General features: G+C 72.5%; 26 protein-coding genes and 1 pseudogene. 18 read left to right on the top strand and 9 right to left on the bottom strand.

Going from position 1 to position 26,165, the window contains the following annotated elements; genetic code table 11:
• Window positions 1-3: 3 nt before the first annotated feature.
• Window positions 4-1,251, bottom strand: a complete 1,248-nt coding sequence (locus ACFZDI_RS08885) for an SGNH/GDSL hydrolase family protein (protein ID WP_234848154.1) — start codon at window positions 1,249-1,251, stop codon at window positions 4-6.
• Window positions 1,252-1,459: 208 nt separating this feature from the next.
• On the opposite strand from ACFZDI_RS08885, the gene ACFZDI_RS08880 reads away from it, so the two are divergent.
• The 5 genes from ACFZDI_RS08880 (at window position 1,460) to ACFZDI_RS08860 (ending at window position 7,787) form a co-directional block, all read left to right on the top strand.
• Window positions 1,460-2,137 carry an AIM24 family protein gene (locus tag ACFZDI_RS08880; RefSeq protein ID WP_234848153.1) on the top strand — a complete coding sequence of 226 codons (678 nt, stop codon included), beginning with the start codon at window positions 1,460-1,462 and terminating at the stop codon, window positions 2,135-2,137.
• Window positions 2,138-2,309: 172 nt separating this feature from the next.
• Window positions 2,310-3,365: a tetratricopeptide repeat protein gene (locus tag ACFZDI_RS08875; RefSeq protein ID WP_361119601.1), complete on the top strand. Its 1,056-nt coding sequence runs from the start codon at window positions 2,310-2,312 to the stop codon at window positions 3,363-3,365.
• Between the two features lie 278 nt (window positions 3,366-3,643).
• A complete protein-coding gene (locus ACFZDI_RS08870) occupies window positions 3,644-4,579 on the top strand; it encodes a polyprenyl synthetase family protein (protein WP_391248829.1) in 936 nt (311 codons plus the stop codon).
• A gap of 251 nt (window positions 4,580-4,830) precedes the next feature.
• Window positions 4,831-5,790 (top strand): pyridoxal-phosphate dependent enzyme, encoded by a 960-nt coding sequence (locus ACFZDI_RS08865; RefSeq protein ID WP_391248826.1) that lies wholly within the window; start codon window positions 4,831-4,833, stop codon window positions 5,788-5,790.
• 332 nt (window positions 5,791-6,122) lie between these two features.
• A complete protein-coding gene (locus tag ACFZDI_RS08860; RefSeq protein WP_391248824.1) occupies window positions 6,123-7,787 on the top strand; it encodes a serine/threonine protein kinase in 1,665 nt (554 codons plus the stop codon).
• Here ACFZDI_RS08860 and ACFZDI_RS08855 read toward each other — a convergent pair.
• Window positions 7,779-9,230 (bottom strand): serine hydrolase, encoded by a 1,452-nt coding sequence (locus ACFZDI_RS08855; protein WP_391248821.1) that lies wholly within the window; start codon window positions 9,228-9,230, stop codon window positions 7,779-7,781. The two genes, ACFZDI_RS08860 and ACFZDI_RS08855, sit on opposite strands and share 9 nt — an antisense overlap.
• Before the next feature lie 73 nt (window positions 9,231-9,303).
• On the opposite strand from ACFZDI_RS08855, the gene ACFZDI_RS08850 reads away from it, so the two are divergent.
• From ACFZDI_RS08850 to ACFZDI_RS08840, 3 genes are all read left to right on the top strand, one after another.
• A complete protein-coding gene (locus ACFZDI_RS08850) occupies window positions 9,304-10,275 on the top strand; it encodes an LLM class F420-dependent oxidoreductase (RefSeq protein ID WP_234849352.1) in 972 nt (323 codons plus the stop codon).
• Between the two features lie 295 nt (window positions 10,276-10,570).
• Complete coding sequence (locus ACFZDI_RS08845) at window positions 10,571-11,611, top strand: hypothetical protein (RefSeq protein WP_391248820.1); 1,041 nt, start codon at window positions 10,571-10,573, stop codon at window positions 11,609-11,611.
• Between the two features lie 62 nt (window positions 11,612-11,673).
• The gene (locus tag ACFZDI_RS08840) at window positions 11,674-12,099 is read left to right on the top strand and encodes an SsgA family sporulation/cell division regulator (RefSeq protein ID WP_234849350.1); all 426 of its coding nucleotides are present in this window, start codon (window positions 11,674-11,676) and stop codon (window positions 12,097-12,099) included.
• Between the two features lie 21 nt (window positions 12,100-12,120).
• Here ACFZDI_RS08840 and ACFZDI_RS08835 read toward each other — a convergent pair whose 3' ends face one another.
• Window positions 12,121-12,618: a DUF6328 family protein gene (locus ACFZDI_RS08835; RefSeq protein WP_372486683.1), complete on the bottom strand. Its 498-nt coding sequence runs from the start codon at window positions 12,616-12,618 to the stop codon at window positions 12,121-12,123.
• A gap of 149 nt (window positions 12,619-12,767) precedes the next feature.
• Here ACFZDI_RS08835 and ACFZDI_RS08830 point away from each other — a divergent pair, with 149 nt between their 5' ends.
• Window positions 12,768-13,115 (top strand): hypothetical protein, encoded by a 348-nt coding sequence (locus tag ACFZDI_RS08830; protein ID WP_361119620.1) that lies wholly within the window; start codon window positions 12,768-12,770, stop codon window positions 13,113-13,115.
• A 9-nt stretch (window positions 13,116-13,124) separates the two neighbouring features.
• Here ACFZDI_RS08830 and ACFZDI_RS08825 read toward each other — a convergent pair whose 3' ends face one another.
• On the bottom strand, window positions 13,125-14,108 hold the full coding sequence (locus ACFZDI_RS08825; RefSeq protein WP_361119622.1) for an aldo/keto reductase: 984 nt from the start codon (window positions 14,106-14,108) through the stop codon (window positions 13,125-13,127).
• A 141-nt stretch (window positions 14,109-14,249) separates the two neighbouring features.
• Here ACFZDI_RS08825 and ACFZDI_RS08820 point away from each other — a divergent pair, with 141 nt between their 5' ends.
• Window positions 14,250-15,974, top strand: a complete 1,725-nt coding sequence (locus ACFZDI_RS08820) for a cholesterol oxidase substrate-binding domain-containing protein (RefSeq protein WP_391248816.1) — start codon at window positions 14,250-14,252, stop codon at window positions 15,972-15,974.
• A 2-nt stretch (window positions 15,975-15,976) separates the two neighbouring features.
• Here the strand turns inward: ACFZDI_RS08820 and ACFZDI_RS08815 are convergent.
• Window positions 15,977-16,116, bottom strand: a pseudogene (locus ACFZDI_RS08815) (FAD-binding monooxygenase); the annotation flags it as partial.
• A gap of 333 nt (window positions 16,117-16,449) precedes the next feature.
• On the opposite strand from ACFZDI_RS08815, the gene ACFZDI_RS08810 reads away from it, so the two are divergent.
• Together ACFZDI_RS08810 and ACFZDI_RS08805 are read left to right on the top strand one after the other, a co-directional pair.
• Window positions 16,450-16,821 (top strand): tyrosinase cofactor, encoded by a 372-nt coding sequence (locus ACFZDI_RS08810; RefSeq protein WP_361119626.1) that lies wholly within the window; start codon window positions 16,450-16,452, stop codon window positions 16,819-16,821.
• Between the two features lie 32 nt (window positions 16,822-16,853).
• On the top strand, window positions 16,854-17,675 hold the full coding sequence (locus ACFZDI_RS08805; RefSeq protein ID WP_234849345.1) for a tyrosinase family protein: 822 nt from the start codon (window positions 16,854-16,856) through the stop codon (window positions 17,673-17,675).
• Here the strand turns inward: ACFZDI_RS08805 and ACFZDI_RS08800 are convergent, their stop codons facing one another.
• A complete protein-coding gene (locus ACFZDI_RS08800; protein ID WP_391248813.1) occupies window positions 17,676-18,374 on the bottom strand; it encodes an RNase H family protein in 699 nt (232 codons plus the stop codon).
• A gap of 59 nt (window positions 18,375-18,433) precedes the next feature.
• On the bottom strand, window positions 18,434-19,231 hold the full coding sequence (locus tag ACFZDI_RS08795; protein ID WP_391248811.1) for a VOC family protein: 798 nt from the start codon (window positions 19,229-19,231) through the stop codon (window positions 18,434-18,436).
• A gap of 166 nt (window positions 19,232-19,397) precedes the next feature.
• Here ACFZDI_RS08795 and ACFZDI_RS08790 point away from each other — a divergent pair, with 166 nt between their 5' ends.
• Window positions 19,398-20,297, top strand: a complete 900-nt coding sequence (locus ACFZDI_RS08790) for an SGNH/GDSL hydrolase family protein (RefSeq protein WP_391248809.1) — start codon at window positions 19,398-19,400, stop codon at window positions 20,295-20,297.
• 32 nt (window positions 20,298-20,329) lie between these two features.
• Entirely contained in the window at window positions 20,330-21,205 is an 876-nt protein-coding gene (locus tag ACFZDI_RS08785) for a phosphotransferase (RefSeq protein ID WP_391249517.1), read from the top strand.
• Window positions 21,206-21,255: 50 nt separating this feature from the next.
• Here the strand turns inward: ACFZDI_RS08785 and ACFZDI_RS08780 are convergent, their stop codons facing one another.
• Window positions 21,256-21,738: a VOC family protein gene (locus ACFZDI_RS08780; RefSeq protein WP_234849337.1), complete on the bottom strand. Its 483-nt coding sequence runs from the start codon at window positions 21,736-21,738 to the stop codon at window positions 21,256-21,258.
• Window positions 21,739-21,860: 122 nt separating this feature from the next.
• On the opposite strand from ACFZDI_RS08780, the gene ACFZDI_RS08775 reads away from it, so the two are divergent.
• The 3 genes from ACFZDI_RS08775 to ACFZDI_RS08765 all read left to right on the top strand — a co-directional run bounded on the left by ACFZDI_RS08775 (window position 21,861) and on the right by ACFZDI_RS08765 (window position 24,445).
• Complete coding sequence (locus ACFZDI_RS08775) at window positions 21,861-23,066, top strand: alpha/beta fold hydrolase (protein ID WP_391248807.1); 1,206 nt, start codon at window positions 21,861-21,863, stop codon at window positions 23,064-23,066.
• 135 nt (window positions 23,067-23,201) lie between these two features.
• Window positions 23,202-23,843, top strand: coding sequence for an ATP-dependent Clp protease proteolytic subunit (locus ACFZDI_RS08770; protein ID WP_391248805.1), 642 nt, complete (start codon window positions 23,202-23,204; stop codon window positions 23,841-23,843).
• Window positions 23,843-24,445 (top strand): ATP-dependent Clp protease proteolytic subunit, encoded by a 603-nt coding sequence (locus ACFZDI_RS08765; RefSeq protein WP_391248803.1) that lies wholly within the window; start codon window positions 23,843-23,845, stop codon window positions 24,443-24,445. The genes ACFZDI_RS08770 and ACFZDI_RS08765 overlap by 1 nt, the downstream gene beginning before the upstream one ends.
• Window positions 24,446-24,463: 18 nt before the next feature.
• Here the strand turns inward: ACFZDI_RS08765 and ACFZDI_RS08760 are convergent, their stop codons facing one another.
• Window positions 24,464-24,877 carry a helix-turn-helix domain-containing protein gene (locus tag ACFZDI_RS08760; protein ID WP_391248801.1) on the bottom strand — a complete coding sequence of 138 codons (414 nt, stop codon included), beginning with the start codon at window positions 24,875-24,877 and terminating at the stop codon, window positions 24,464-24,466.
• Window positions 24,878-25,105: 228 nt separating this feature from the next.
• Between ACFZDI_RS08760 and ACFZDI_RS08755 the strand changes: the two genes are divergently transcribed.
• Window positions 25,106-25,993 (top strand): RNA polymerase sigma factor SigF, encoded by an 888-nt coding sequence (locus ACFZDI_RS08755; protein WP_234849354.1) that lies wholly within the window; start codon window positions 25,106-25,108, stop codon window positions 25,991-25,993.
• Window positions 25,994-26,165 lie beyond the last annotated feature (172 nt).

Raw genomic sequence — 26,165 nt, 5'->3', positions numbered from 1 at the left:
GGCCTAGCGGGTCCCGCAGTCGAGGTCGCCGAGTTCGACCGCGTCGGCCATCGCCCGCATCCCCTTGTCGTTGGGGTGCAGATGGTCGCCGCCGTCGAAGGCGGGCAGGAGACGCTCGGGGTCCCGGGGGCTGCGCAGGACACGGTCGAAGTCGGTGACGGCGTCGAACGCGCCGCTGTCGCGGATGAAGGCGTTGACCTGCCGTCGTACCGCTTCCCCGGCGGGATCCCACTCCTGCCAGCCCTTGTAGGGGGCGATCGTGGCACCGACGACGCACTTTCCGGACGCGTGCGCCCGGTCGATCAGCCGGCGGTACCCGGCGATCAGCCCGGCGCTGGTGGCGGCGGGTTCGGCCTTGATGTCGTTGACGCCCTGGAAGAGGAACACCGTGCGCACGCCCGGCAGCGAGAGCGCGTCCCGCTGCAGACGGTTCAGGGCGCTCTGCCCGGGGCCGTCGAGGAGGACCTTGTTCCCGGCGATGCCCGCGTTGGCCACCCCCTCGACCGAGCCGGCGGACGTACCGAGGCGGCGGGCCAGGTAGTCGGGCCAGCGGCGGTTGCGGCCGGTGGTGGAGTGCCAGCCGTCGGTGATGGAGTCGCCGAGGGCGGCCACGGCGCCCGCTCCCCGGCGGGGCCGTACCGTGACGGCGTCGAGGTAGAACCACGAGTGGATCCGGTTCTTCCAGTGGGCCGCGCCCTCCTCCGCCGCGTGGTCACCGCGGGTGGTGTACGAGGTCTGCATCGCCAGCCAGTGCCCCGTGAGCGCGCCGCCCGCCCGGGGGACGTACAGACTGACGGCGAGGGTGCGCCCGGCGGGCACGCTGCCGGGCAGCGGATCGCTGTAGACGATGCCGCCCGCGGGGACGGTGACGGAGCGTGCGCCGCGGAAGGTCAGACGCCTGTTGCTGCCGGGGACGAGCGCGGCACCGTCCCTTTGCAGGCCCGCGTGGACGTTCTGGAACGTCACCGGCCGGTCGCCGAAGGCGTTGGACAGCCGCACCCTGAGGTCGCGGCCGCCGACACTGGTGTGCACCATCAGCCGGTAGCCGCGGCCGCCGCCGGCCGCCTCGCCGACGTGGCCGGCGGAAGAGGCCCAGGTGACCACGCCGCGCCCGGCCGCCGTCGGAGCGGCGTCTGCCGGCGGCCTCGGTCCGTCTCCCGCGGGCTCCGCGCCGGTCCCGCAGCCCAGCGCCACCCAGCAGGTGAGGGCGGCCAGGGCGGCACGGCAGCGGGAACGTACGGTGCGGGACATCTGCGGCGCTCCTTCGGCCGGTGGGTCGAGTGCGGGCGGAGGTCGTCCCGGCGTACGACACGGTAGCGGTGCGGCCGGCGACGCCACGCAGGTGGGTTTCCCGGCGTGCCGTCCCCGGCGGTGGGTGGCGTGGCGTGAGCCACGGGTGTGCGAAGCGACCGTCTGCCCGATCTTGGCGGAGGGAAACGCTCCGGGCGAGGATGCCGGTATGAAGGGTGATCTCTTTTCCAACGAGCACATGGTGCAGCCGGCCGTGGCGCCGGGCATGACCGTCGAGAACGCCAAGTGCATCCGGTACACGGTGAACGGCGAGATGCTCGCCCGGCAGGGAGCGATGATCTCCTACCGCGGCAACCTCCAGTTCGAGCGCAAGGGCCAGGGTGTGGGCGGCATGCTCAAGCGCGCGGTCACCGGGGAGGGCCTGCCTTTGATGGCGGTGCGCGGGCAGGGCGAGGCCTGGTTCGCGCACGAGGCGCAGAACTGTTTCATCGTCGATGTCGAGCCGGGCGACGAGTTCACGGTCAACGGTCGCAACGTCCTGTGTTTTGACTCCACGTTGTCGTACCGCATCGCCACCGTGAAGGGCGCCGGCATGACCGGCGGCGGCCTGTTCAACAGCGTGTTCACCGGGCACGGCAAACTGGGCCTGGTGTGCGAGGGCAACCCGCTCGTCATCCCCGTCTCGCCGCAGTACCCGGTGTACGTCGACACGGACGCGATCGTCGGCTGGACGGCGGGCCTGCAGACGTCGTTGCACCGCTCGCAGTCCATCGGCTCGATGCTGCGCGGCGGTTCGGGCGAGGCGGTGCAACTGCTGCTCCAGGGCCAGGGGTACGTCGTCGTCCGGCCGAGCGAGGCGACTCCGCACAAGGCGGGGCAGCACTGAATGCCTGTCAGGTGACCTGCGTCTCAGAGGCAACCCGGTCCGTTCCGCCGACGTCTTGATCGGCAACAGGTGCTGCCCCGGCCCTGGTGGCCGGGGCAGGTTTTCACCCTTCTATGCACACCATGTATACGCGCTGTGTATACAAGGTGTGCATACGGACCGAAAGGCATCGATGTACGGCAAGGCATTCGCCCCGGAGTACCAGGGCGCGCTCACCACTCTCTCCGTCAACTCCTCCCTGACCGACGTCCTGGCCGCCGGTACCGAGCAGTTGAGAGCGGCCGAGCGCGCCGGCCGGCCCGCGGAGGCGGCGCGTTCCGGACTCGCCGTTGCCGAGGCGCACCGGCGGCTGGGCCGGGTCGAGGAAGCGGACCGGGCCTGGAAGGCGAGTTACCGCGCGGCCCGGCAGGCCGGGGACCTCGGAGCGATGGCCTGGGCGCTGTGGAGCGGCGGCACCCTGGCCCGGCAGCGCGGCGCGCTCCCGCTGGCCCGCAGACTGCTCCGGCTGGCCGCCGACCTGGGCGAACAGGGCGAGGACATCGTCGTCCGCGGCTACTCGCTGGCCGGACTGGCCGAGACCGGCCGCATCCAGGGCGACTACGAGGCCGTCGGCCGCCTGCACGAGCAGTTGCTCGCCGAGGCCCGGCGGCGCGGGGAGGCGCGGCACACGGTGTGGGCGCTGGAGGGCATCGCCCAGATGCACCGCAACACCGGCCGCTACGACACGGCGTACGCGCTCTTCGAGGAGGCCGCCGAGATCGCCGCTCGTGCCGATGACCGCCGCGGCCACGCCTGGGCGCTGCGCGGGCTGGCCGATGTGGTGTCGGTCCGCGACCAGGACACCGAGCGGGCCCTGGAACTGCTCAGCGAGGCGGAGGCGACGTGCCGCGCGATGCGGCTGTCCAGCGCGCTCGCCTACAACCACAAGATGCGCGGCAACGTCCTGTACCGGGCGGGGCGTTACGCGCAGGCGCGGGAGCTGTACGAGCAGGCGCTCGCGGAGTTCCGCGAGATGAGCGAGCCGCGCGGGGAGGCACTGTCCCGGCTGGGTCTGGCCAAGTCCCTGGCCCGCCTGGGCCGCGACCGTGACGAGACGGCGGCCGAACTGGCCGACCTCGCCGGCCTGCTGGAGCGCATCGGTCTGCAACACGCCCGCCGGATGGTGGCCCGGGCCCACGACGAACTCGGCATACCGTCCGCCGGGCAGGAGACGGGGGCGGCCCGGTGACGGCGCTGCCTACGACGGCGGAGGAGGCGCGGCAAGCCACCACGGCCCCCGCACCGCTCACGCAGGCGCCGCTGCTCCGTGGAGCCGAGCAAGCGGCACACCGGGGTACGGCACCGGCACCAGCGGGGTCGCACCGGCAGGACACCGCAGCCGCGTCTCCCGCCACGGCTGGGGCTGCACGACGGGGCGAGCCGTACGATCGCGCGGCCGGCGCCGGTGACGCCCGCCGGGTTCTCGACCGCTGCCGGGCCCTGGTCCGCCCGGCACTGGAGGACGCCGTGGGGCGGCTGCACCCCTGGGTGGGCGAGATGGCCGGCTATTCCTTCGGCTGGTGCGAGGTCGGCGGCGCGCCGGCCGTGGCCTCCGGCGGCAAGGGCGTGCGGCAGGCGCTCGCGGTGCTCGGGGCGGAGGCGGCCGGTGCGCCGACCCGGGCCGGGGTGTCCGCGGCGGTCGCGGTGGAACTCGTGCACACCTTCTCCCTGCTGCACGACGACATCATGGACGGCGACACGGACCGGCGCCGCCGCCCGACCGTGTGGAAGGCCTACGGCACGGGGCCGGCGGTGCTCGCGGGTGACGCCCTGTTCGCCCTGGCCGTCGAGACTCTGGCGGCGCAGCCGGGCGGTGCGCAGGGCGTGCGGACGCTGTCCGTGGCGCTGGGTGACCTGGTGCGCGGGCAGGCGGACGACCTGCTGTTCACCGGCCGCCCCTGGACGGGGCCGAAACGGGTGCGGCCGGACGAGTACCGGGCGATGGCGGAGCACAAGACGGGTGCGCTGCTGGGCTGCGCGGCGGCGCTCGGTGCCGTGCTCGGCGGTGCCGCTCCCGGGACGGCCGCCGCGCTCGACCGGGCCGGCCGGCATCTCGGGGTCGCGTTCCAGATCGTCGACGACGTGCTGGGGATCTGGGGCGACCCCGGCGTCACCGGCAAGCCGGTCCACGGTGATCTGCGCGAGCGGAAAAGGACCTTCCCGGTGCTGGTGGCGCTCGACTCTCCCCAGGCCGGCCGTATCGCCGCACTCCTGGAGTCGGGTGAGGCGCCGGGCACGGCGGCCGCGCTGATCGAGGAGGCGGGCGGCCGTGCGGCCGCCCTGGCGGAGGCACGCCGGCACCTCGCCGCCGTCGAGAGCGCCCTTGCCGGGGCCCCGTTGGCAGCGGACGCCGTCAGCGACCTGCGGTCGCTGCTGGAGTACCTGGTGCGGCGCGATGTCTGAGCGCCCGCCCCGGGATGCGGCCGGGACGCGGGCGCCCGCCGCGTGTCGCGTGTCGCGGTCGAGGCGCGCGGATGCCCGTCACATCACGCGTTCGGGGCGCGGGCCCCACCTCACGCGTTCGAGGCGCGGGCCCCGTCGCGCAACACGTCCGGGGCGCGGGCGCCCGCGGGTATCGCTTTGACCTCGCCCGCTCGGCGCGTCAGGGTTCGACACGGCGCGTTCCGCGACCCCGCGCCGGAAGGACCACTGCCATGATCGGCATTTCGGAGATCGAAGCCGCGGCCGGGCGCATCGCCGGGCACGTCGTGCGCACCCCGACCGTGGACAGTCCGGGGCTGTCGGCGCTGCTCGGCGCACCGGTGACCGTGAAGCTCGAACTGCTGCAGCGCACCGGTTCGTTCAAGGTACGCGGGGCGACGGTGAAGCTGCTGTCGCTGGGCGAGGCCGAGCGGGCCGCCGGGGTCGTGGCGGTCAGCGGGGGCAACCACGGGATCGCCGTCGCCGTCATGGCCGCGGCCCTCGATGTGAAGGCGACGGTCGTGATGCCCCGCTCGGCACCCGCCCGTGCCGTGGAGATCGCGGAGGCAGCCGGCGCGTCGGTGCGGCTGACCGACGACATGGACGGCGCGTTCGCGCTCATGTCACGGCTCCAGCAGGAGGGCCTGACCCTGGTCCACCCCTTCGACGACCCGGCCGTGATCGCCGGGCAGGGCACGGTGGGGCTGGAGCTGGCGGCCGACGCCGGGGAACTCACCGACGTGCTCGTGAGCATCGGGGGCGGCGGCCTGATCGCCGGTGTCGCCGCCGCGCTGCGGGCCCGCCGGCCCGGTGTGCGGGTGTGGGGCGTGGAGACCGAGGGCGCGCAGGCCATGTCCGAGGCGCTGACGGCGGGCGGCCCGCTGCCCGTCGCCCTGTCGTCGATCGTCTCCACCCTCAGCGCCCCGTCCGTGTCGCAGCTGACGTACGACCATGTCTCCGCTCTGGTCACCGAGGTCCTGGTGGTCCCGGACCGGGAGGCCGTGCGGGGGACGCTGGACCTGGCCGACCACGCCAAGGTCTGGGCCGAACCGGCGGCCGGCTGCCTGCTGCCCGCGGCCCGGCGGGTCCTGGAACGGGTCGGCGACGGGGCCCGGATCGCTCTGGTGGTGTGCGGGGGCAACGCGACGACGGACGACGTGTTCGCCTGGTCGCGCCGCTTCGGGCTGCGCTGACGTTGCGGCCCCTCTTGGCGAATCCACGGCGGAATTCATCGGAGGGCTCCGAGTTCGGACGTTGTACACGTCCGCATTTACCGCCGGTTACCAGCAGGCCGGGACCGAAATAGCGAATCAGCCGGGCCGCGGCGATCGAATTCCCCGTGCCCGTCGCGGTCCGGCTGCCGAGGTGAGCCGCGCCCGGACCTCAAAGACCGCTTTTCCTCGCACACGTGATCCCTTTTCTTGAACAAAAGACAGGATTGGGGCCGGAGTTGCGATCCGATTGAACGCAGGCCGCCTGACCCCCCGTACTTCTGGAAAAGTGAGAGCCAGGTTTCCAGCGAGGGATGGCCATGGGCAGGGCGCACGTCTCCACACACCAGTTGGTCGCCGGCCGGTACCGGCTGCTCGAGATCCTCCACCGCGAGACCAACCGCATCTGCTGGTACGCCGAGGACACCGGGGCCGGCGAGTTCTCCCGCCCCTGCCTCGTGACCCAGGTCGGGCTTCCCGAGGACCCGGGCGGGCCCGAGCGCCGGGCCGCCGCCCGCCTGCTGCGCACGACCGAGAGCGTGGCGCTGCTGTGCCCCGGCCGCATCGCCGCGGTCGTCGACGCGGTCGAGGAGGGCGGCGCCCTGTGGACGGTCAACGAATGGATCGACGGCACAGCGCTCGGTGAACTCCTTTCGGAGCAAGGCACGTTCAACTACGTGCGGGCGGCGCGGATCGGCCTGGCGCTGCTCGACGTGCTGGACGCCGCGCACGGCGAGGGCATCACGCACGGCGAACTCAGTCCCGGGCAGGTGTACGTGCGCGAGGACCACTCGGTCGTCGTCACCGGCTTCGGCCTGGCCGGCGCGACGCTCGCGCCCCGGCTCACGGCACCCGCGTTCGCCTCCCCGGAGCAGGCCCGCGACCAGCGCATCGGCCCCGCGGCCGACCTGTGGGCGCTGGGCGCGATCCTGTACACGACGGTCGAGGGCCGCCCGCCGTTCCGGGACCGGGGACGCCCGGAGAACACGCTGAAGGGCGTGGACCGGCTCCCGCTGCGCACACCGGTGCGCGCCGGGCCGCTCACCCAGGTCGTCCAGGGGCTGCTCCGCAAGGACTCACGGGAACGGCTGACCCGCCCGGTGGTGCGCGAGTCGCTGACCCGCGCGCTGACCGAGGACCCCGAGGCCGCCCTGGCCGCGGCGCCGGTCCCGCGGCTGCGCGGCGCCTACGCGGCGGTGCGGACGGGGAACCCCGCGTGGAGCAGACGGACCATGGTGGCGGGAACGGCCCTGGCCGTCGTCACCGTCGCGGTGGCCGTGCTCGCCGCCACCCAGGGGCTGCCCGGCACGGACGGCGGCAGCGACGCGGCTGAATCGCCGGCCCGGCCCCCGGCCTCCGCCACGACGCCGGGCGACGGAACCGGCGACGGCAGCCCCGAACCGTCCGGGGCGCCCAGCCCGCCCGAGTCCCCCTCCCCCACGCCCACCGCGTCCGCCCCGTCGAGCGAACGCACCCCCACGCCCACGCCCAGGCCTTCCTCGCCGAGCACGGCCCTGCCGGCCGGCTTCCAGCGCTACCAGGCACCGGAGGGTTTCTCCGTCGCGCTGCCGAAGGCTTTCGAGCGGCTGGACACCGACCGCGACGGCGCCGCCTACCGGGTCGTCTTCGGCGCCGAGGGCGACGACCGCACGCTGGCCGTCACCTACAGCGAGCAGGCGGGGCCGAACCCGGTGGCCGTGTGGCGCGACGACGTCGAACCCAACCTCAAACAGGCGGACGACTACGACCGGATCGGTGCGATCCGCGCGACGACGTACCAGGGCCGCCAGGCCGCCGACATGGAGTGGACCGCGGACCTCGGCGGCACCCGCCTGCATACCTACGGCCGTGGCGTCCTGCTGGGCGGGGGCCGGAGCTTCTCGCTGCGCTGGACGACCCCGGACGCCGACTGGGAGACGGCGGCCAACCAGCAGGCGTTGCGCACCTTCTTCAGGACCTTCCGGCCGGACTCAGACTGAGCCGCGCGGGGCGCGCAGGGCCGTGAGCCGGCCGCCGTGCAGCGGCGGGGTGCCCCAGTGCGCGGTGAGCGTCCGGTCGGCGAGGGAGCAGGTCAGGGCCAGACGGTGCGGGGTCTCCACGAACAGCACGTCCACGGCCAGCGTGCCGTCCTCGGTCCAGCCGCCGCTCACCGCGGTCGGAACGGGGTCCTCGGCGAGCGTCCAGCCCGCACGGCCGATCCTCAGGTCGATCCGATCGGAACGGTCCGGCCCGTCTCCCTGTCCCCTCAGGGTCAGCGTCCAGCCGTCCGCGTCGCGGGCGAGCCCGGCCGAACGGACCGGTCCGTCCTGCGCGCGGGGCGTGAACACGGCGGTCGCCCAGTCCCGCTCCCGCTCCGGGGGTGCGGGTGCGCCCGGGGCGGGCGGCAGCCCGAGCCGGGCGAGGCGCTCCCGCAGCTCCGCGTCGGCGGCCTCGCGGCCGGTCAGCGGCTCGGGCCCGAAGGCGGGCAGCAGATGCTCCCAGACCAGGTTCAGATACTCCTGCATCCGCTCGGTCGCCGAGGTCGCCGCGATCACCACGTCGTGTTCCGGCAGCACCAGGCAGAACTGGCCGAACGCCCCGTCCCCCCGGTAGCCGTGCCGGGACGTCCAGAACTGATAGCCGTAGCCCCGGTCCCAGTCCTGCCGGTCCACGTCTCCCATGGCACCGGCGGTCGGTGTGCGGGGGTGCGAGGCCCGGGCCGCCCATCCCTCGGGCAGCAACCGCTCCCCCGCCCAGAGGCCGTCGCTCAGATACAGCTGTCCGAGCCGCGCGACGGCGTCGGTGGTGGCGTGCAGGCCGCTGAAGCCGAGCTCGCGGCCGGCGCGGTCCCGCAGCCAGGACACGTCACCGATGCCCAGCGGATCCAGCAGCCGGGGCCGCAGGTACGCGGTGAGCGGCTGCCCGGTCACGCGCTGGACGATCGCGGCGAGCGTGTAGGTGGCGGGCTGGTTGTAGGCGAACACGGTGCCCGGGTCCGCGTCGGGGGGCAGCAGCAGGAACTGCCGGACGGGCTCGGTGACGCCCGGCCCGAAGACCTCGTCGACGGTGTCCCGCCGGTGGCCGCTCGCCATGGACGCCACGTGCCGGACGAGCATGCCCCGGCTGCGCGGGTCGGTGATGCCGGCCTCGAACTCCGGGAAGTACGAGAGCACGGGCGCGTCGAAGGCGAGCAGCCCCTCGGCCTCGGCCAGGGCCGCGGCGGTGGCGGTGAAGCTCTTGCTGAGCGAGTACAGCAGATGGCGGCGTCCGGCGGTGTACGGAGCCCACCAGCCGGCCGCGACCAGGTGTCCGTGCCGCATGATCATCAGGCTGTGCGGCTCGATCTCGGGCGCCGCTTCGAGGGCGTCGAGGAAGGCCTGCACGCCGGAGGCGTCGACACCTTGTGCGGCGGGGCAGGAGGACGGCAGGGCGGAGGCACTCATGCCCGCATCCTGCACCTGCCGGCGCCCGTGATCGAGCCCGTTTTCACGTCCCGTGTCAGGGGACTCGCCGGTTATGGTGCAAATCGGATACACGATGATGACCGAGCAGGCCGGCCCCCGAGAGCTCGTCGACCACGTGGTGCGGGCCGAGGAGGCGGGTTTCGACTTCTCGGTGACCTCCGACCACTACTTCCCGTGGTTGCGCTCGCAGGGCCACTCGCCCTACGCGTGGGCGGTGCTCGGCGCGGCCGCCCAGGCCACGTCACGTATCCCGCTCATGACGTATGTGACGTGCCCGACGTTCCGCTACCACCCGGCGGTGGTGGCGCAGAAGGCCGCGACGCTGCAGCTGCTGTCCGAGGGCCGGTTCCGGCTGGGCCTGGGTTCGGGCGAGAACCTCAACGAGCACGTGGTGGGCGGCGGCTGGCCGTCCGTCGACGTGCGGCACGAGATGTTCGAGGAGGCCGTGGAGATCATCCGCGCCCTATTCGAGGGCGGCCACGTCAATCACCGCGGCACGCACTTCGACGTGGAGTCGGCACGGCTGTGGGACCTGCCGGACGAGGCGCCGCCCCTCGGCATCGCCGTCTCCGGAGAGCGGTCGTGCGAACTCGCGGGCCGGCTCGGTGACCTGGTGATCGCCACCGAGCCCAAGGCCGGGCTGCTGGAGGCGTTCGACCGGCACGGCGGCGAGGGCAAGCCCCGCGTCGGTCAGCTCCCGGTCTGCTACGACCCCGATCGGAACGCGGCCGTCAAGCGCGCGCACTCCCAGTTCCGCTGGTTCGGCAGCGGCTGGAAGGTGAACGCGGAACTGCCGCACCCGGATTCCTTCGAAGCGGCCACCCAGTTCGTCACGCAGGACGACGTGGCCGAGGCCATCCCGTGCGGTGACGACCCGGACGCGTTCGTCGAAGCCGTCCGCCCCTACGCCGAGGCCGGGTTCACCGAGGTCGCCCTGGTCCAGATCGGCGGCGAGTCGCAGCCGGCGTACCTGGACTGGTCGGAGAAGACCCTGCTGCCCGCGCTGCGGGACGCGTTCGGCTGAAGCCCTCGGCCAGCGCCTCCACCACCTGCTCGACCAGTTGAGCCCTCCGCCCCCGGGGGGCTCTTCTTCACGAGCGCGCCGATCCGCTGCGCCTCCTCCGCCGTGGGCAGGCCCCGCCAACCAGAGGCAGCACCAGACACCGGACGAGTACTTCGCTGCCTCGCGTGCCGGTGCCCCGGGGCGACAGCGGTTCTCGGGCGGCCGTGCGGGGGTGAACGGGGAGGTCAGCGGGTGCCGCTAGGCTTCCGTGCGCACCTTGTGCCGTCCGATCCGCCCCGCGCCAGGAGAGTCGTCCGTGACCGTAGCCATGACCCCGCCCGAGACGTCCACCGCCGTCCCGGCGCCGCTCTCCGACCTGGTCGCGCGGGACGCGCGGGAGTTCGGGGCGTACGCCCGGACCGGGGGGTGGGCGTTCGGTCTGAAGGTGGCGCGCAGCGTGCGGCCCGGCGGGCAGGGCGCGGACGAGACACCGAAGGTGTCCGCGAAGGAGTTCGCGGAGCTCGCCGGCTGCTCCCCGGAGCGGGTCATGCGCTACTACAAGGCGTGGGACCGGGCGGCGGACGACGGGATGGTGCCGCAGTTCGAGGCACTGACGCCGGGTCAGGAGGCGGAGCTGCCGGACGCCGACGTGTGGCTGAGCTACTACGTCTCCCGCAACAGCGCCACGTCCGAGCGCGGCACCGCCATCTCCGAGGCCGCCGAGGCGGAGGGCATCCGGCCCACGAAGGCCCTGGAGGTCGCGGAGAACCCCACCGCCCTGCGGGCCGCGATCCTCGCCGACCCCTCCACCGCCCGCGCGGCCCGCCAGGCCCTGCTCGACCGGGTCCGGGAGGACCCGGACCTCCAGTCGGAGCTGGCCCGGGACGTCGTGCGCACCGACGAGCTGAAGAAGGCCGTCGCCGGCGAGAGCAGGGCGGCCGACCGGATCGGGTACGTGCGGCAGATCGCCGAGTCGGGGCAGATCAAGACGCCCGCCGGGCAGACCGTCGACGCGCCCGTCGAGCTGCGGCAGGAGGCCGAGCGGCACCTGTCGCTCATCGACGAGCTGGACCAGGACGAGGACGCCGGCGAGTGGGCGAGCGAGGCCTACGACACCATGAAGTCGCTCGTCGTGGAGGTTGTGGAGGCGGACCCGGGGCTGCGGGTGCAGGAGCGGCGCACGAAGTTCTACAGCAGTCTGCAGAAGGCGACGAAGGTGTTCGAGGAGCTGACCTTCGACGACGCCGGTGAGTTCTACGAGGACGACATGGTGCAGCGCCTGGAGGACCTCCAGCGGGCCGTGGCCGTCTGCATCGAGTCGCTGCGCGGTGCTCGGGGGAATCACCCGGCCGGCTGAGCATTTCACCGGAATCGGGGGTACTAGAGGGCTCTACATCGGTTCTTCCCGGAGGCCCTCTCGTGAACTCGTTCGTCCACAAGACCCTGGTGGTGCAGCTCCAGGCGGGCGACACGGACCGTTTCTCCGTGCTCGCCCACCTGAGCTACGACGCCGCGGACCCGTTCGCCGTCACCGTGGTCTTCAGCCATGACGGCCGTGTTCTCGCCCGGTGGCAGCTGGACCGGGAGATGCTCGGTGACGCGCTGCGGCGTCCGGTCGGGGTGGGCGACGTGCGGATGCGCCCGGAGTCCCGGGGGGTGTGGCAGGAGCTGCGCATGGAGTTCCTCGGGGACGCCCGCCCGGACGGCGGCCGGCACCACGCGGTGGTGTTCGGGTGGGCGCCGGGATTCGCCGCGTTCCTGCGCGAGACCCACGCGGTGGTCCCCCCGGGGAGCGAGGAGGTCCGGGTCGACGACTTCCTGGAGGGGGTTCTGGCCGGGGGCTGAAACGGGGACGTTTCCGGTTCCTCACCGCGACGTGTAGCGGTGCCGGGTCCACAGCGGCAGGACGAACCAGCACAGCAGGTACCAGCCGACCACTCCGGCGACCAGGTACGGCACGAAGCCGTCGTGTGTCGCCACGCGCAGGATCAGCAGCAGTGAGGCCGTCGTCGTGGCGAGCAGCAGCACGAGGCCGAGCAGGGTGAGACGCGAGGCCAGCCGCACCGCCTGGGGTTTCACGCGCCGCCCGGCGACGAGGCGGTGCAGGGACACCGGTCCGATGAGCGCACCGGTGGCGCAGGCCCCCAGGACGACGGTCACGAGGTAGATCGTCTGGTCGGTGTCGGAGAGGTCCGCGTACTTCTCCGTGAAGACCACGGTGAGCAGGAAACCGAACAGGATCTGGACGCCCATCTGGGCCACGCGGACCTCCTGGATGAGCTCCTGCCACATCCGGTCCGCTCGCTCCTCCTCCGTCTCGTTGCGCCCCCGGCGCATGCCCCCGCCCTCTGCCGCGTCCGCCACTGTTCCTCCAGGTGTGAGATCGGGACCCTCCTCTTTCCCGGGTTCCCCGGAACGGCTCCTCGTCCCGGGGCAGGCGCCGGTTTGAGCGATCAGGGGACGGTTACACGGAGGGCGCGAATGACGCAGAGCACCGAGGAGGTCGTGGACGCATGTCCGGTACGCAGCTCACCGTGACGCTCAGCGGCGGAGGCACCGACGACGCGCGAACGGTCGTCCGGGCCCTGGAGGGCACGTTCGGGGCGCCGGACGAACGTCCCGCCGACGGGAACGCGACGGTGCACACGGCGACCTTCGACGGGGACGGCGACGCGCCGTCCACCGGTGGCGGGGCAACGGGCCCGGGGCGGCTCTCCGCGCCCGTGACCGTCACCGTGCAGGGCAGCCCGGAGGCCGTGCGGCGGGCGAGCGACACGCTCACCCGGGCCTTCACGGCACGCGACGACGGTGCCGCCTCCGGCGACCAGGAGCAGGAGAGGCAGCTGCTCCTGGAGCCGTGAGAGCCGGTGTCACCAGCGCGATTCGACCTGCTCCCTGATGCGCCGGTCGTAGAGGTCGCGAATCGCCGCCGTCGTCTCGCCGGGCAGCTCCGGCAGACGGGCGGCGGCCGCGTTCGCGCGGGCCTGCTCGGGTGAGCGCGCGCCGGGGATCACGGTCGTGACGCCGGGCTGCTCGACGATCCAGCGCAGCGCCAGCTGGGCCGGGGTGTATCCCTCGGGGGCGAGCGCCGCGAACTCGGCGGCCGCCTCGACGCCCGTGGCGTAGTCGACGCCGGAGAAGGTCTCGCCCTGGTCGAAGGCCTCGCCGTGCCGGTTGTAGGTGCGGTGGTCGTTCTCCGGGAAGACGGTCTCCCGGGTGTACTTGCCCGAGAGCAGGCCGGAGGCGAGCGGGACCCGGGCGATGATGCCGACGCCCGCCTCACGGGCTGCCGGGAGCACCTCGCGCAGGGGCTTCATGCGGAACGGGTTGAGGATGATCTGCACGCTCGCCACGTTCGGCCGGGCGATCGCGGTCAGTGCCTCCTCACACGTCTCGACGCTGACGCCGTAGGCGGCGACGCGCTCCTCCTCGACCAGGGTGTCGAGCGCGTCGAACACCTCGTCCGTGGAGTAGACGGGCGTCGGCGGGCAGTGCAGCTGCACCAGGTCGATGCGGTCGACACCGAGGTTGCGCCGGGAACGGTCGTTCCACTCGCGGAAGTTGTCGAGCACGTAGTTCTCGGGGATCTGGTCGACCCGGCGGCCCATCTTCGTGGCGACCATGACGTGCAGATCCGGGCGGCCGCTGAGGAACGCGGCGATGGTCTGCTCGCTGCGGCCGTCGCCGTACACGTCGGCGGTGTCGAAGAAGGTGACCCCGGCCTCCGCCGCCGCCTCCAGTACCGCGAGGGCTTCCTTGTCGTCGACGTCTCCCCAGTCGGCACCCAGCTGCCAGGTTCCCAGACCGATCACGGAGGCGTGCTGACCCGACCTGTCGAATGTGCGCTCGTCCATGGGCGTCAGTGTGTCACCTGTCACGCGACGGCGCGGAACGTGTCGCTCCAGCCTGCCGAACCCCGCCCCGTTCACCCACACGAGTGAATCAGAGGCGGCAGGGACACGACACGTGTCAACCGGCCCCTAGCGTGATCTCCCGTGATCACCGGTCCCGCGCACAACGATCCGTCGAACGCCTCGTCCTGGACGCGCCGGGGCTTGCTCCTCACCGCGGCCGCGCTGGCCGCCGTACCCGGCCTGCCGGCGGATCCGGCGGCCGCGGCGGCGGAGCTGCCGGACTTCCCGGCGGACGTCGCGCTGTACCGCTCGGCTTACCGGAACTGGGTCGGCGAGATCACTGCGGACGGCCTGTGGGCCTGTGCGCCGGGCAGTCCGCACCAGCTGGTCGCCGTCGTCAACTGGGCGTGGCGGCACGGGTGGCGGGTGCGCGCCCGGGGCGCCGCGCACGGCTGGTCGCCCCTGACGGTCACGGACCGGACGCCGTCGGGCGCACCGGTGCTCCTCGTCGACACCGCGCCCCACCTCACCGGTCTGAGCCTGGACTCCCCCACCGCCGTGCGCGCCGGCACCGGCGTGACCATGGAGGCCCTGCTGACCTTTCTGGAGGAGCACGGCCTCGGTGTCACGGCCGCACCCGCGCCCGGCGTGCTCACGCTGGGCGGCGCCCTCGCGGTGGACGCGCACGGCACGGCCGTACCGGCGCGGGGCGAGCGCCGGCGGCCCGGGCACACGTACGGCTCGCTCAGCAATCTGATCCTGTCGCTGACGGCGGTCGTGTGGGACGACGGCGCCGACGCGTACGTGCTGCGCACCTTCCAGCGCGAGGACGCGGACTGCGCCGCGCTGCTGACCCACCTGGGGCGGTCCCTGGTGACCGAGGTGGTGCTGCGGGTGGGCGCGAACACCGACCTGAGGTGTGTGAGCCGTACGGACATCCCGGCCGGGGAACTGTTCGCCGCGCCCGGCTCGGGCGACGGGCGGACCCTCGCGAGCTTCCTGGACGAGGCGGGCCGGGTCGAGGCGATCTGGTTCGCCTTCACCGAGCACCCCTGGCTGAAGGTGTGGAGCCTCGCCCCCAGCCGGCCGCTGACCTCGCGCAAGGTGACCCGGCCGTACAACTACCCCTTCTCCGACAACGTCCCCGCGCCGGTGGCGGCACTGGTCGGCCGGATGACGTCGGACGCCGCCTGGTACCTGGCGCCGGTGCTCGGCACCGCCCAGTACGAGGCCGCGGCGCTGGGGCTGGTCGCGACGTTCTCCGCCGACCTGTGGGGGCCGTCCAAGAACACGCTGCTGTACCTGAAGCCGACCACGCTGCGGGTGCACGCCAACGGCTACGCGGTGCTCACCTCGCGGGACGGGGTGCAGCGGGTCGTCTCCGAGTTCGCCGCCTTCTACCGCGAGCGGCTGACGGCGTACGCCGCCCGGGGCAGCTTCCCGGTCAACGGCTCGGTGGAGATCCGGGTGACCGGCCTGGACGACCCGGGCGACGTGGGCGTGCCCGGGGCGCGCCCGCCGCTGCTGTCGGCGCTCCGTCCGCGCGAGGACCGTCCCGAGTGGGACACGGCCGTGTGGCTGGACGTCCTGACGCTGCCGGGCACACCGGACGCGGAGGCGTTCCTGTCCGAGGTCGAGCGGTTCCTGCTGCGCACGTTCGACGGCGGCTCTGCCCTGACCCGTGTGGAGTGGTCGAAGGGGTGGGCGTACACGGACGAAGGGGTGTGGAGCGACGAGGAGGTGCTGGGTGACGTCGTTCCGGCAGCGGTCGGACGGGCCGAGTGGGCGCAGGCGGACGCGGTGCTGGACCGGCTCGACCCGCACCGCGTGTACGCCAACGCCTTCCTGGACCGGCTGTTCGGCTGACCGCCCCAGCCGTAGCCGCACCCTTCCGGATCCCGTTCACCGACGGTGACGTCGTGGGACGGGTCCTGCCGCTTGAGCAGGATCGAGAGATACAGCCGGCGGGCCCGCCGCCGACCCAGACGGCCTTCACACACACCCCCATGTGACTGAAAGCTGTCGGCTGCGGACGCGGAGTGGCTGTGCCCGGGCTGGGCCGTACCGCCCGCCGGATCACGCCAGTTTCGCGGCGTGACGCGCACCACGAGTGACGGATCGCACGGACAGAAACATCCGCCACAGCACCACACCGGGGTGGAATTTCCCCTTCCGCTCCCACTCGCGGTGCCGCCACAGCAAGATCATCTTTGTTCAATCCTGCATGACATAAGGGGAATTGCCCGGATCGCAGCCAACCGGCTCGCGTGGATTTCTCCCGTTGACGGGCCGCCCGATAGGTATGCGGGGTCATCAGCCGAAAGCCATCCAGGAGGTCCGTATGCCGGAACTCAGCCGTCGCAGCGCGCTCACCGCCGCGGCCGTCCTCGCCACGAGCGCGGGGACGTTGTCAGCCCTCACCACCCCGGCGTCGGCCGCCGGGCATCACGACTCCCCCGGGGCCTTTGACGAGGTCTACAAGGGGCGCCGGATACAGGGCCGGCCCACCGACGGGTCCGGTCACCACGGCCACCACGGCGCGGGCTACGCGGTGTTCGTCGACGGGGTGGAGCTGCACGTGATGCGCAACGCCGACGGCAGCTGGATCAGCGTGGTCAGCCACTACGACCCGGTCGCCACCCCGCGCGCCGCGGCCCGCGCCGCGGTGGACGAGCTGCAGGGCGCGCCGCTGCTGCCGTTCCCCGCCAACTGACCCGATTCGCACGGCATCTGGAGCACCCGCACATGGCTGTCCGCAAGAACCAGTCCACCCTGACCGCCGACGAGAAGCGGCGTTTCGTCGCCGCGCTGCTGGAGCTGAAGCGCAGCGGCCGCTACGACGAGTTCGTCACGACGCACAACGCGTTCATCGTCTCCGACACCGACAACGGCGAGCGGACCGGGCACCGCTCACCGTCCTTCCTGCCCTGGCACCGGAGATTCCTCCTGGAGTTCGAGCGGGCCCTGCAGTCGGTGGACGCGTCGGTGACGCTGCCCTACTGGGACTGGACGGTCGACCGTACGCCGCGGGCGTCGCTGTGGGCACCCGACTTCCTCGGGGGCAGCGGGCGGGAGCGGGACGGCCGGGTGACGGACGGGCCGTTCTCCGCGTCCGGCGGGAACTGGCCGGTCAACGTGCGGGTCGACGGCCGTACGTTCCTGCGGCGCGCCCTAGGGGCGGGGGTGCGCGAGCTGCCGACGCGGGCGGAGGTCGAGTCGGTGCTGGCGATGCCCACGTACGACATGGCGCCCTGGAACAGCGGCTCGGACGGCTTCCGCAACCACTTGGAGGGGTGGCGGGGTGTCAATCTGCACAACCGCGTCCACGTCTGGGTCGGCGGGCAGATGGCCACCGGGGTCTCCCCCAACGACCCGGTGTTCTGGCTGCACCACGCGTACATAGACAAGCTGTGGGCCGAGTGGCAGCGCCGCCACCCCGGGTCGGGCTATCTGCCCGCCGCCGGTACACCGAACGTGATCGACCTGAACGAGACGATGCGGCCGTGGCACGACATGAGTCCCGCGGACCTACTGGACCACACGCGGTTCTACACGTTCGACGTCTGATCAGACGCCGGCGCCCGTACGGCACTCCGGGTGGCCCCAGCCGCTGTCGTTCTTGGCGATGGGCTCACCGGCCGCGTAGGAACGGCCGCACTGGCAGCGGCCGGGGAACTTCGCCTTGATGGTGCGCGCGGAGCCCTTGCTCCCCGCTGCCCTGGCGGTGCGCGGCCGGGAGCCGGGGGCCTTGGCAGGGGTGTCCGGGGAGGGCGGCGGCTCGGGAGAGCCGAGGCCGCTGCCCGCGGGCTCCTGGACGGTCGCGGCCTGGCTCGCGGCGCGGTCGGCGAAGTCGTTGAGCCGGTCGCCGTCCACCTGGTGGGCGGGGACGTAGCGGAACTCGACCGAGCGGCCGTCCAGGAGTTCGTCGATGCGCACGACGAGGTCCTGGTTGGCGACCGGCTTGCCGGCCGAGGTCTTCCAGCCGTTGCGCTTCCAGCCCGGCAGCCAGGTCGTGACGGCCTTCATCGCGTACTGCGAGTCCATCCGGATCTCGAGCGGCACGCCCGGGTCGGTCGCTGCCAGCAGGCGCTCCAGCGCGGTGAGTTCGGCGACGTTGTTGGTGGCCTTGCCGAGCGGCCCCGCCTCCCACCGCTCCGGCGTCTCGGAAGCGTCGGCGACGACCCAGGCCCAGCCCGCGGGCCCGGGATTTCCCTTCGAAGCCCCGTCACACGCGGCCACAACACGTTCAGGCATGCGCTCGATCATGCCATGGCCGCGGGGCACACCCGACCAGGAGCCCAGGAGGCGCGGGAGGTCCGGGGCCCCTAGGCCACGTCGGTCAGCTTCGGCATCTCTCCCTCGGTCCTCGTGACGTCGATCACCGAGAAATTCGCGCCCTGCGGGTCGCTGATCGCGGCGAACCGGCCGAACGGGGTGTCCATCGGCCCGAACCGCAGCACGCCGCCCAGCCCGGTGGCCCTCGCGACGGCCGCGTCGCAGTCCTCGACCGTGAAGTAGACGTTGATGTACGGCTGCATCTCGGGCGGGAAGTCCTCGCCCATCCTCATCCGGCCCAGCACGCTGCGCTCGCCCAGGTCGTAGATCCGGAAGTCCATCTCGCCGTCCTCCATGTCCCGCTGCCGGTAGGAGAAGACGGCGGGGAAGAAGGCGTCGGACTTGTCCGGCTCGCGGGTGAAGACCTCGGCCCAGGCGTAGGCGCCCGGTTCGGCCGTCGCCTGGAAGCCCTCGTGGGTGCCGGCCTGCCAGACGCCGAAGACGACGCCGCCCGGGTCGCGGGCCAGGCACATGGTGCCGAAGTCGCCGACCTGCATCGGCTCCATCAGTACCTCGCCACCGTTCTCACGGATGCGGGCGGCGGTGGCGGCCGCCTCCCGGGAGGCGAAGTAGAGGCACCACTGCGACAGGCCCTCCTGGCCGGGCATGGGCGGAGCGACGGCGGCGACCGCCTTGCCGTTCACGGAGGCCTGCGTGTAGTCGCCGAACTCCGCCGATGCCTCGGCGAAGGTCCAGCCGAGGACTTCGCCGTAGAAGCGCTTGGCCCCTTCGAGGTCGCCGAACATCGCGTCGGCCCAGCACGGGGCCCCTTCAGGTTGCACGGCCATGGCTACGGCCCTCTCCCCATGAGTGGATGCGTCCGTTTTCTCACGCTAGTCACCCGGGGGCGGACTCGCGCGTCGAGCGGTCCCGTACGCGACGCACGTCTTCCCCCAGGGCGCCCGGTTGTGCTTGCCTGAGGGCCCTTTCGGTGGCCGGGGCGGGAGTTGCCGTATGCGCAAGCCGTGGGTCGTGGGGGTACTGCTGACCGGGTTGCTCGTCGGCGGGTGCGGGGATCCCGCGTCCGCACCCGAGGAGCCGGCGCCGGCCGCACCACGCGCGTCGGCCACCACCCACCAGCGCGCCCCCGTCTCCCCCGGCCCGCCGCCGAAGCGGGCGCCGACGGTGCTCTACCTCGGCGACTCGCTGGCGATGGAGAGCCGGCGGGTCCTGGGCCGGGAGTTACGCCGGGACCTGAAGGCGAAGTTCACCGACGCCCCGTACTCGGGCACGACGCTGTGCGACTATCTGGAGGGCACGGCCGAGCGGTCCCTGGTCCCGGCCGCCGACAAGGCCGCCGCGCTGGTGCGCAGGCTGCGGCCCGACTTCGTGGTCCTGCAGTTCTGGGGGAACTCCTGGGGCTACACGCCGTGCATGGACGGCATCACCTACGACAAGTCCCCCGCCCGGTACTTCGACCGCTACGACGCCGACGCGCGCCGGCTCACCGAGCAGATCACCGCGGCCGGGAACGGCCACCGTCCGAGGATCGTCTGGGTGTCCCAGGGCCCGGACCCGATCACGCCCGACCGGGTGCGCCGGGTCAACGCGCTCTACGCGAAGCGGGCCGCCGCCTCGGGCGGCCTGGTGGCGGACGCCGGGAAGGCGGTGAGCCCGGAAGGCGGCCGCTACACCTGGACGCAGTACCTGCCCTGCACGGCCTACGAGCGCGCCCGTCCCGACTACTGCACCCAGCCCGGCCGCGACCGCACGGCCCTGCATCGCGACGACGACCACCTGCACTTCTGCCTGGCCCCCACGACGTCCAGGCCGAAGCCCTGCCCGGTCCGCTCCCCCGGAATCCTGCGCATCGCCCGGGAGATCGTCAAATCCGTTCGACAGGCGGCGCGTTGACCGCTCGAATGGGCGTCATGGGTGTGGTGCGGATGCATGAGGACGAGCTGGACATCGACGTGTCGCTCGTCGACCGGCTGATCGCCGGACAGTTCCCCCGGTGGGCCGGGCTGCCGGTGCGGCGGCTGGAGTCCTCCGGGACGGAGAACGCCATGTTCCGCCTGGGCACGGACAAGGTCGTACGGCTCCCGAGGCATCCGCGTGCCGTGCAGGCCATCGCGCACGAGCTGCACTGGCTGCCCCGGCTGGGACCGGCCCTGCCCGTCGGCGCACCCGAACCGCTGGGGCGGGGCGAGCCCGGCGACGGCTTCCCCTGGCCCTGGTCGGTGTACCGCTGGCTGGACGGCCACAACCCGGAGCCCGGCAGGCTCCAGGAGCCCGTGATGCTCGCCGGGGACCTGGCGGGGTGGGTCACGGCCCTGCGCCGCATCGACGCGTCACAGGGCCCCCCGGGGTACCGGGGAGTGCCGCTGGCGGCCCGGGACCCCTTGATGCGGGCGGCGCTCGCGGACCTCGCCGGGCGGGTCGACACCGTCGCGGTGACGAAGGCGTGGGAAGCGGCCCTGCGCGCCCCGGAGCACACCGGGCCGCCGGTCTGGGCCCACGGCGACCTCATGGCCGGGAACCTGCTGGTCGCGGACGGACGGCTCAGCGCCGTGATCGACTTCGGGACGGCGGGCGTCGGTGATCCGGCCGTCGACCTCATCGCTGCCTGGTGCCTGCTGCCGGCCGCGGCACGCGAGGTGTTCCGCGAGGCCGTGGGCGCGGGCGAGGCCGAATGGGCACGGGCGCGGGGCTGGGCCCTGTCGATCGCGGTCGTCGCGCTGCCGTACTACTGGGACACGAACCCGCCCGTCGCGGCGAACTCCCGCTACGTGATCGGGGAGATCGCCGCGGAGACGGCGTAGGGGCCGGGCCGGAAGCCGTGCGGGACGACTCCGCCCCGCGGCGGGGCGCGTCATTCGCCGGCGTACGCCTTGTCCAGGGCGGCGATGTCGAACTTGCTCATCGCCATGAACGCCTGGGTGACACGGGCGGCCTTCGCCGGATCAGGGTCGGTGATCATCGCGTCGAGCCGGTCCGGGACGACCTGCCAGGACACGCCGAACCGGTCCTTGAGCCAGCCGCAGGGGCCGGGCTCGCCGCCGTTCTCGGTGAGCCGGGTCCAGTAGTAGTCGATCTCCTCCTGGTTCTCGCAGAAGATCATGAAGGAGACCGCCTCGCTGAACCTGAACTCGGGTCCGCCGTTGAGGCCCAGGAACCGGTGTCCGTTGGCCGTGAACTCCACGGTCATCACGCTCCCGGCGGGCTGCGGGGCGCCCTCGGGGTAGCGGGCGATCTTGCCGATGCTGGAGTTCTTGAAGACCGAGACGTAGAAGTGGGCGGCCTCCTCGGCCTGGCCGTCGAACCAGAGGCAGGTGGTGAATCCGTCGGTGGTCATGGGTCCTCCCGGGTGCGTGGAACGCTGTCACCGGGGTCGACCGGTGCGCGCCCCGGAACTCATCGGCCGGGCGGCAGTCAATTCAGGTGGCCGTTACACCGTTCGGAACTAGCATCATGCTCATGACGTCCACGCCCGCCGACAGCGGCATCCGTCCCTTCCGCATCGACGTAGCGCAGGCCGACCTCGACGATCTCCACGACCGCCTCGACCGGACCCGGTGGCCCGACGAGCTGCCGGGGGTGGGCTGGACGTACGGCGTCCCCTCGGGCTATCTGCGCGAGCTGGTGAGGTACTGGCGGCACGACTACGACTGGCGGGCCGCGGAGGCGCGCCTCAACGCATGGCCGCAGTACCTCACCGAGATCGACGGCGCGCAGGTGCACTTCGCTCACATCCGCTCCCCCGAGCCCGACGCGACGCCGCTGCTCGTCACGCACGGATGGCCGGGGTCGATCGTGGAATTCCTCCATGTGGCCGGGCCGCTGACGGATCCGGCCGCCCACGGCGGCGATCCGGCGGACGCCTTCCACCTCGTGCTGCCGAGCATTCCCGGCTTCGGTTTCTCCGGCCCCACCCGGGAGACCGGCTGGGAGGCGCGCCGGATCGCCGACGCGTGGGCCGAGCTGATGACGCGACTCGGCTACGAGCGGTTCGGCGCCCAGGGCGGCGACTGGGGTGCGGCGATCACCCGCGAACTGGGTCGCGTGCACCCCGGCCGGGTCCTCGGCATCCACCTCAATCTGCTCCCGGGCGCCCAGGCGGCCACCGAGCCGACCGCCGAGGAACTCCAGGCGCTGAGTCCCGCGGAGCGGGAGCGCACGCTCACCTCGTGGCGGCGCTGGACGCAGTGGTCCCGCGACGGCACGGGCTACTTCCACGTGCAGTCCACCCGGCCGCAGACCGTGTCCTACGCGCTCACCGACTCCCCCGTGGGGCAACTCGCCTGGATCATGGAGAAGTTTCAGGAGTGGACGGACTCCGAGGAGCTGCCCGAGGAGGCCGTCGACCGGGATCTGATGCTGACGAACGTGATGCTGTACTGGCTGACGGGCACGGCGGGTTCGTCGGCCCGGGTCTACTACGAACGGGCCCACGCCCGGGGCGAGCGGGTGGCCGCTCCGCACGAGCCCTCCACCGCGCCGACCGCCGTGGCATCCTTCTTCGGCGATCCGCAGATCCCGCTGCGGCACCGGGCGGAGCGCACGGAGAACATCGTCCGCTGGACGGAGTTCGACCGCGGCGGGCACTTCGCCGCTCTGGAGCAGCCGGAGCTGCTGGTCGGTGATGTGCGGGCGCTCTTCCGCCAGTTGCGCTCGAAGGGCTGACCGCCCGGGCTCTGCCGGTAGCGGATCTGCCGAGGGCAGAGAAACCGTTCGCGGGCATCGCCCGAGGTCAAGAGTGGAGTCGACGGCACATCCCCGACCTGTCCGCGGCACGCGTTGCCGCGACGAGGAGAACCGATGACTCCACTCACGACACTCGCCCCGCGGGCGGAAGAGGGCGACACCCCTTCGACCCGTTTCGACGACCACCTGGCCGCCCAGCTGCTCGCACAGCGCATCGTGCTGCTGGGCACCCAGGTCGACGAGGTCTCCGCCAACCGGGTCTGCTCCCAGCTGCTCATCCTGTCCGCGGAGGACGCCCACACCGACATCAGCCTGTACATCAACAGCCCGGGTGGCGGGGTGCACGCGGGCCTCGCCATCTACGACACGATGCGGCTCATCCCGAACGACGTCTCCACACTGGCCATGGGCTTCGCGGCCAGCATGGGCCAGTTCCTGCTGAGCGTCGGTGCGCCGGGCAAGCGCTACGCCCTGCCGAACGCGCGGATCATGATGCACCAGCCGTCCGCGGGCATCGGCGGCACCACCGCCGACATCGAGATCCAGGCGGAGAACCTGGAGTTCACCAAGCGGACCATCGAGCGGATCACCGCCGAGCACACCGGTCAGAGCCCCGAGACCATCTCCCGCGACGGTGACCGGGACCGCTGGTTCACGGCCGAGGAGGCCAGGGAGTACGGCATGGTGGACCGGGTCGTGGAGTCCCTCACGGACGTCCGCCCAGCGGCCACCCGGCGCAGGATGGGGCTGCAGTGATGGGCACGTACACGATTCCGAACGTCGTCGAGCGCACCCCGCAGGGCGAGCGGTCCTACGACGTGTTCAGCCGGCTGCTGTCCGAGCGGATCATCTTCCTCGGCACGGAGATCGACGACGGTGTCGCCAACGTCGTCATCGCCCAGCTCCTCCACCTGGAGTCGTCCTCCCCGGAGAGCGAGATCGCCGTCTACATCAACTCACCGGGCGGCGCGTTCACTTCACTGATGGCCATCTACGACACCATGACGTTCGTGCAGGCACCGATCTCCACGTTCTGTGTCGGGCAGGCGGCATCCACGGCGGCCGTGCTGCTGGCCGGCGGGGACCCCGGGCGGCGGTTCGTGCTGGAGCACTCACGGGTGCTGCTGGGTCAGCCGGCCAGCGGTGGACAGCGCGGCACGGTTTCCGATCTGGCGCTGCAGGCCAAAGAGATGGTGCGCATCCGCTCCCAGGTCGAGGAGGTGCTGGCACGGCACACCCACCACGACGTGGCGACCCTGCGGGCCGACATGGACCGCGACAAGGTGTTCACCGCGCGGGAGGCGGTGGCCTACGGACTGGCCGACGAGGTGCTCAGCCGGCGCCGCGTGAAGATCTGAGGCGCCGGCCGGTACGGCTCAGGCGGCCAGGCACATGCCGTCGTGCGACGGGCCGGCCACGCCGCGGCGGTGGCCCGCCGCGTGACGCGACGTGAGGCGGGTCAGTTCGCCGTGCGCCCTCGTCAGCAGGTCGCCCAGGTCCAGCCCGAGGGCGTGGGCGGCGGCCGCGAGGACCTCCGAGGAGGCCTCCTTGCGGCCGCGTTCCACTTCCGAGAGGTAGGGCATGGAGATCCGCGCCTCGTCGGCGACGTCCTTCAGCGTGCGCTCCTGCGCGAGGCGTTCGCGCCGGAGGACGTCACCCACGAGGTCCCTCCACAGCGGCTCCTTCGCGGTGGGGGCCGGCGGCGCCTGGCGCGGCGGTGCGCCGGCGGGCCGCGTGCCGTGCGGGCGCAGCGGGATGACTCGGGCTTCGTTCGGCGGCTGGTTGCTCACTTCTCCAGCCTAGGAATCACGGCCGCCGGGGGAAGGGCCCCGCGTTCCGCCCTGGGTGGAATCACCGCATCCTCAGGCCCCGGCCCGGCTGCGGGGCAGGGGCCGGAACGTGACATCCCCGTCATTTCGCCCATGGCAAAATCGGAGGGCATGGTGCGCCTCGAGCCGGGTACCCGCAACTCGGGAGTACCTATGCAGATGTCCGCCGTGACGTTCGTGGGAGAGGTAATGGAGACCGCCGTGATCCGGTCGAAGGCACAGGCCGCCGAGGAGAACGCCGAGGCCAGCGCGGGTGACGGAGCGCTGCCGGGCGTCGTGGACCCGCGGTCCGTGGCCCCGCGGGACGCGAGGCAGCTGTCCCGCCAGTTCTTCCAGCGCCTGACGGAACTCGAAGAGGGCACGCACGAGTACCAGTACGCGCGCAACACCCTGATCGAGATGAACATGTCGCTCGTGCGCTTCGCGGCCGGACGGTTCCGGGGCCGGGGCGACGACATGGAGGACATCGTCCAGACCGGCATGATCGGCCTGATCAAGGCCATCGACCGGTTCGAGCTCTCGCGCGAGGTCGAGTTCACTTCCTTCGCGCTGCCGTACATCGTCGGCGAGATCAAGCGGTTCTTCCGGGACACGACGTGGGCGGTGCACGTGCCCCGGCGGCTCCAGGAGCTGCGCGTGGAGCTGGCCAAGGCCCGCGAGGAGCTCGCCAGCCGCCTGGACCGCGAGCCGACGGTCGGTGAGCTGGCCACGCTGATGAACATCTCCGAGCGTGAGGTCGTGGAAGGGCAGATCGCGGCGAACGGGTACAACTCGTCGTCGCTGGACGCCGCTCTGACCGGCGACGGCCCGGAGGGCGGCGAGGCCGTCCTGGCCGACTTCATCGGAGTGGAGGAGGACGGGCTGCGGCTCGTCGAGGACTTCCACTCGCTGGCCCCGCTGATGGCGGAGCTGAGCGAGCGCGACCGGCAGATCATCCACATGCGGTTCGTGGAAGAGGCCACCCAGGCGGAGATCGGGGAGCGGCTCGGCTGCTCGCAGATGCACGTCTCCCGCCTGATCAAGCGGATCATCACACGGCTGCGCGAGGGCATGCTGGGCGAGCTGGGCTGCGCCTGACACTCTCGCCGACCCGCGGGTGCCGTCCCCCATGCGGGAGGGGGACGGCACCCGTTGCACGTCGTCCGGTTCCCACAGGCGTTCGGGGACGCGTAGGCGTTCGGCCGGGACGCGCCGGGACGCGCGGCTACTCAGAAGCACATGGCTCTCGGCGGCCGGGAGCGAGTCGTTC

The organism is Streptomyces sp. NPDC007907, from assembly GCF_042959365.1.
GTDB lineage: Bacteria > Actinomycetota > Actinomycetes > Streptomycetales > Streptomycetaceae > Streptomyces > Streptomyces indiaensis.
This window is presented reverse-complemented; position numbering and strand designations above follow the sequence as displayed.

What these genes read in the sequence shown, in the direction of transcription:
- ACFZDI_RS08885 (WP_234848154.1), bottom strand. Translation starts at nt 1,251, where the DNA reads ATGTCCCGCACCGTACGTTCCCGCTGCCGTGCCGCCCTGGCCGCCCTC.
- ACFZDI_RS08880 (WP_234848153.1), top strand. Translation starts at nt 1,460, where the DNA reads ATGAAGGGTGATCTCTTTTCCAACGAGCACATGGTGCAGCCGGCCGTG.
- ACFZDI_RS08875 (WP_361119601.1), top strand. Translation starts at nt 2,310, where the DNA reads ATGTACGGCAAGGCATTCGCCCCGGAGTACCAGGGCGCGCTCACCACT.
- ACFZDI_RS08865 (WP_391248826.1), top strand. Translation starts at nt 4,831, where the DNA reads ATGATCGGCATTTCGGAGATCGAAGCCGCGGCCGGGCGCATCGCCGGG.
- ACFZDI_RS08860 (WP_391248824.1), top strand. Translation starts at nt 6,123, where the DNA reads ATGGCCATGGGCAGGGCGCACGTCTCCACACACCAGTTGGTCGCCGGC.
- ACFZDI_RS08855 (WP_391248821.1), bottom strand. Translation starts at nt 9,230, where the DNA reads ATGAGTGCCTCCGCCCTGCCGTCCTCCTGCCCCGCCGCACAAGGTGTC.
- ACFZDI_RS08850 (WP_234849352.1), top strand. Translation starts at nt 9,304, where the DNA reads ATGGTGCAAATCGGATACACGATGATGACCGAGCAGGCCGGCCCCCGA.
- ACFZDI_RS08830 (WP_361119620.1), top strand. Translation starts at nt 12,768, where the DNA reads ATGTCCGGTACGCAGCTCACCGTGACGCTCAGCGGCGGAGGCACCGAC.
- ACFZDI_RS08825 (WP_361119622.1), bottom strand. Translation starts at nt 14,108, where the DNA reads ATGGACGAGCGCACATTCGACAGGTCGGGTCAGCACGCCTCCGTGATC.
- ACFZDI_RS08810 (WP_361119626.1), top strand. Translation starts at nt 16,450, where the DNA reads ATGCCGGAACTCAGCCGTCGCAGCGCGCTCACCGCCGCGGCCGTCCTC.
- ACFZDI_RS08805 (WP_234849345.1), top strand. Translation starts at nt 16,854, where the DNA reads ATGGCTGTCCGCAAGAACCAGTCCACCCTGACCGCCGACGAGAAGCGG.
- ACFZDI_RS08800 (WP_391248813.1), bottom strand. Translation starts at nt 18,374, where the DNA reads ATGATCGAGCGCATGCCTGAACGTGTTGTGGCCGCGTGTGACGGGGCT.
- ACFZDI_RS08795 (WP_391248811.1), bottom strand. Translation starts at nt 19,231, where the DNA reads ATGGCCGTGCAACCTGAAGGGGCCCCGTGCTGGGCCGACGCGATGTTC.
- ACFZDI_RS08790 (WP_391248809.1), top strand. Translation starts at nt 19,398, where the DNA reads ATGCGCAAGCCGTGGGTCGTGGGGGTACTGCTGACCGGGTTGCTCGTC.
- ACFZDI_RS08785 (WP_391249517.1), top strand. Translation starts at nt 20,330, where the DNA reads ATGCATGAGGACGAGCTGGACATCGACGTGTCGCTCGTCGACCGGCTG.
- ACFZDI_RS08780 (WP_234849337.1), bottom strand. Translation starts at nt 21,738, where the DNA reads ATGACCACCGACGGATTCACCACCTGCCTCTGGTTCGACGGCCAGGCC.
- ACFZDI_RS08775 (WP_391248807.1), top strand. Translation starts at nt 21,861, where the DNA reads ATGACGTCCACGCCCGCCGACAGCGGCATCCGTCCCTTCCGCATCGAC.
- ACFZDI_RS08770 (WP_391248805.1), top strand. Translation starts at nt 23,202, where the DNA reads ATGACTCCACTCACGACACTCGCCCCGCGGGCGGAAGAGGGCGACACC.
- ACFZDI_RS08765 (WP_391248803.1), top strand. Translation starts at nt 23,843, where the DNA reads ATGGGCACGTACACGATTCCGAACGTCGTCGAGCGCACCCCGCAGGGC.
- ACFZDI_RS08755 (WP_234849354.1), top strand. Translation starts at nt 25,106, where the DNA reads ATGGAGACCGCCGTGATCCGGTCGAAGGCACAGGCCGCCGAGGAGAAC.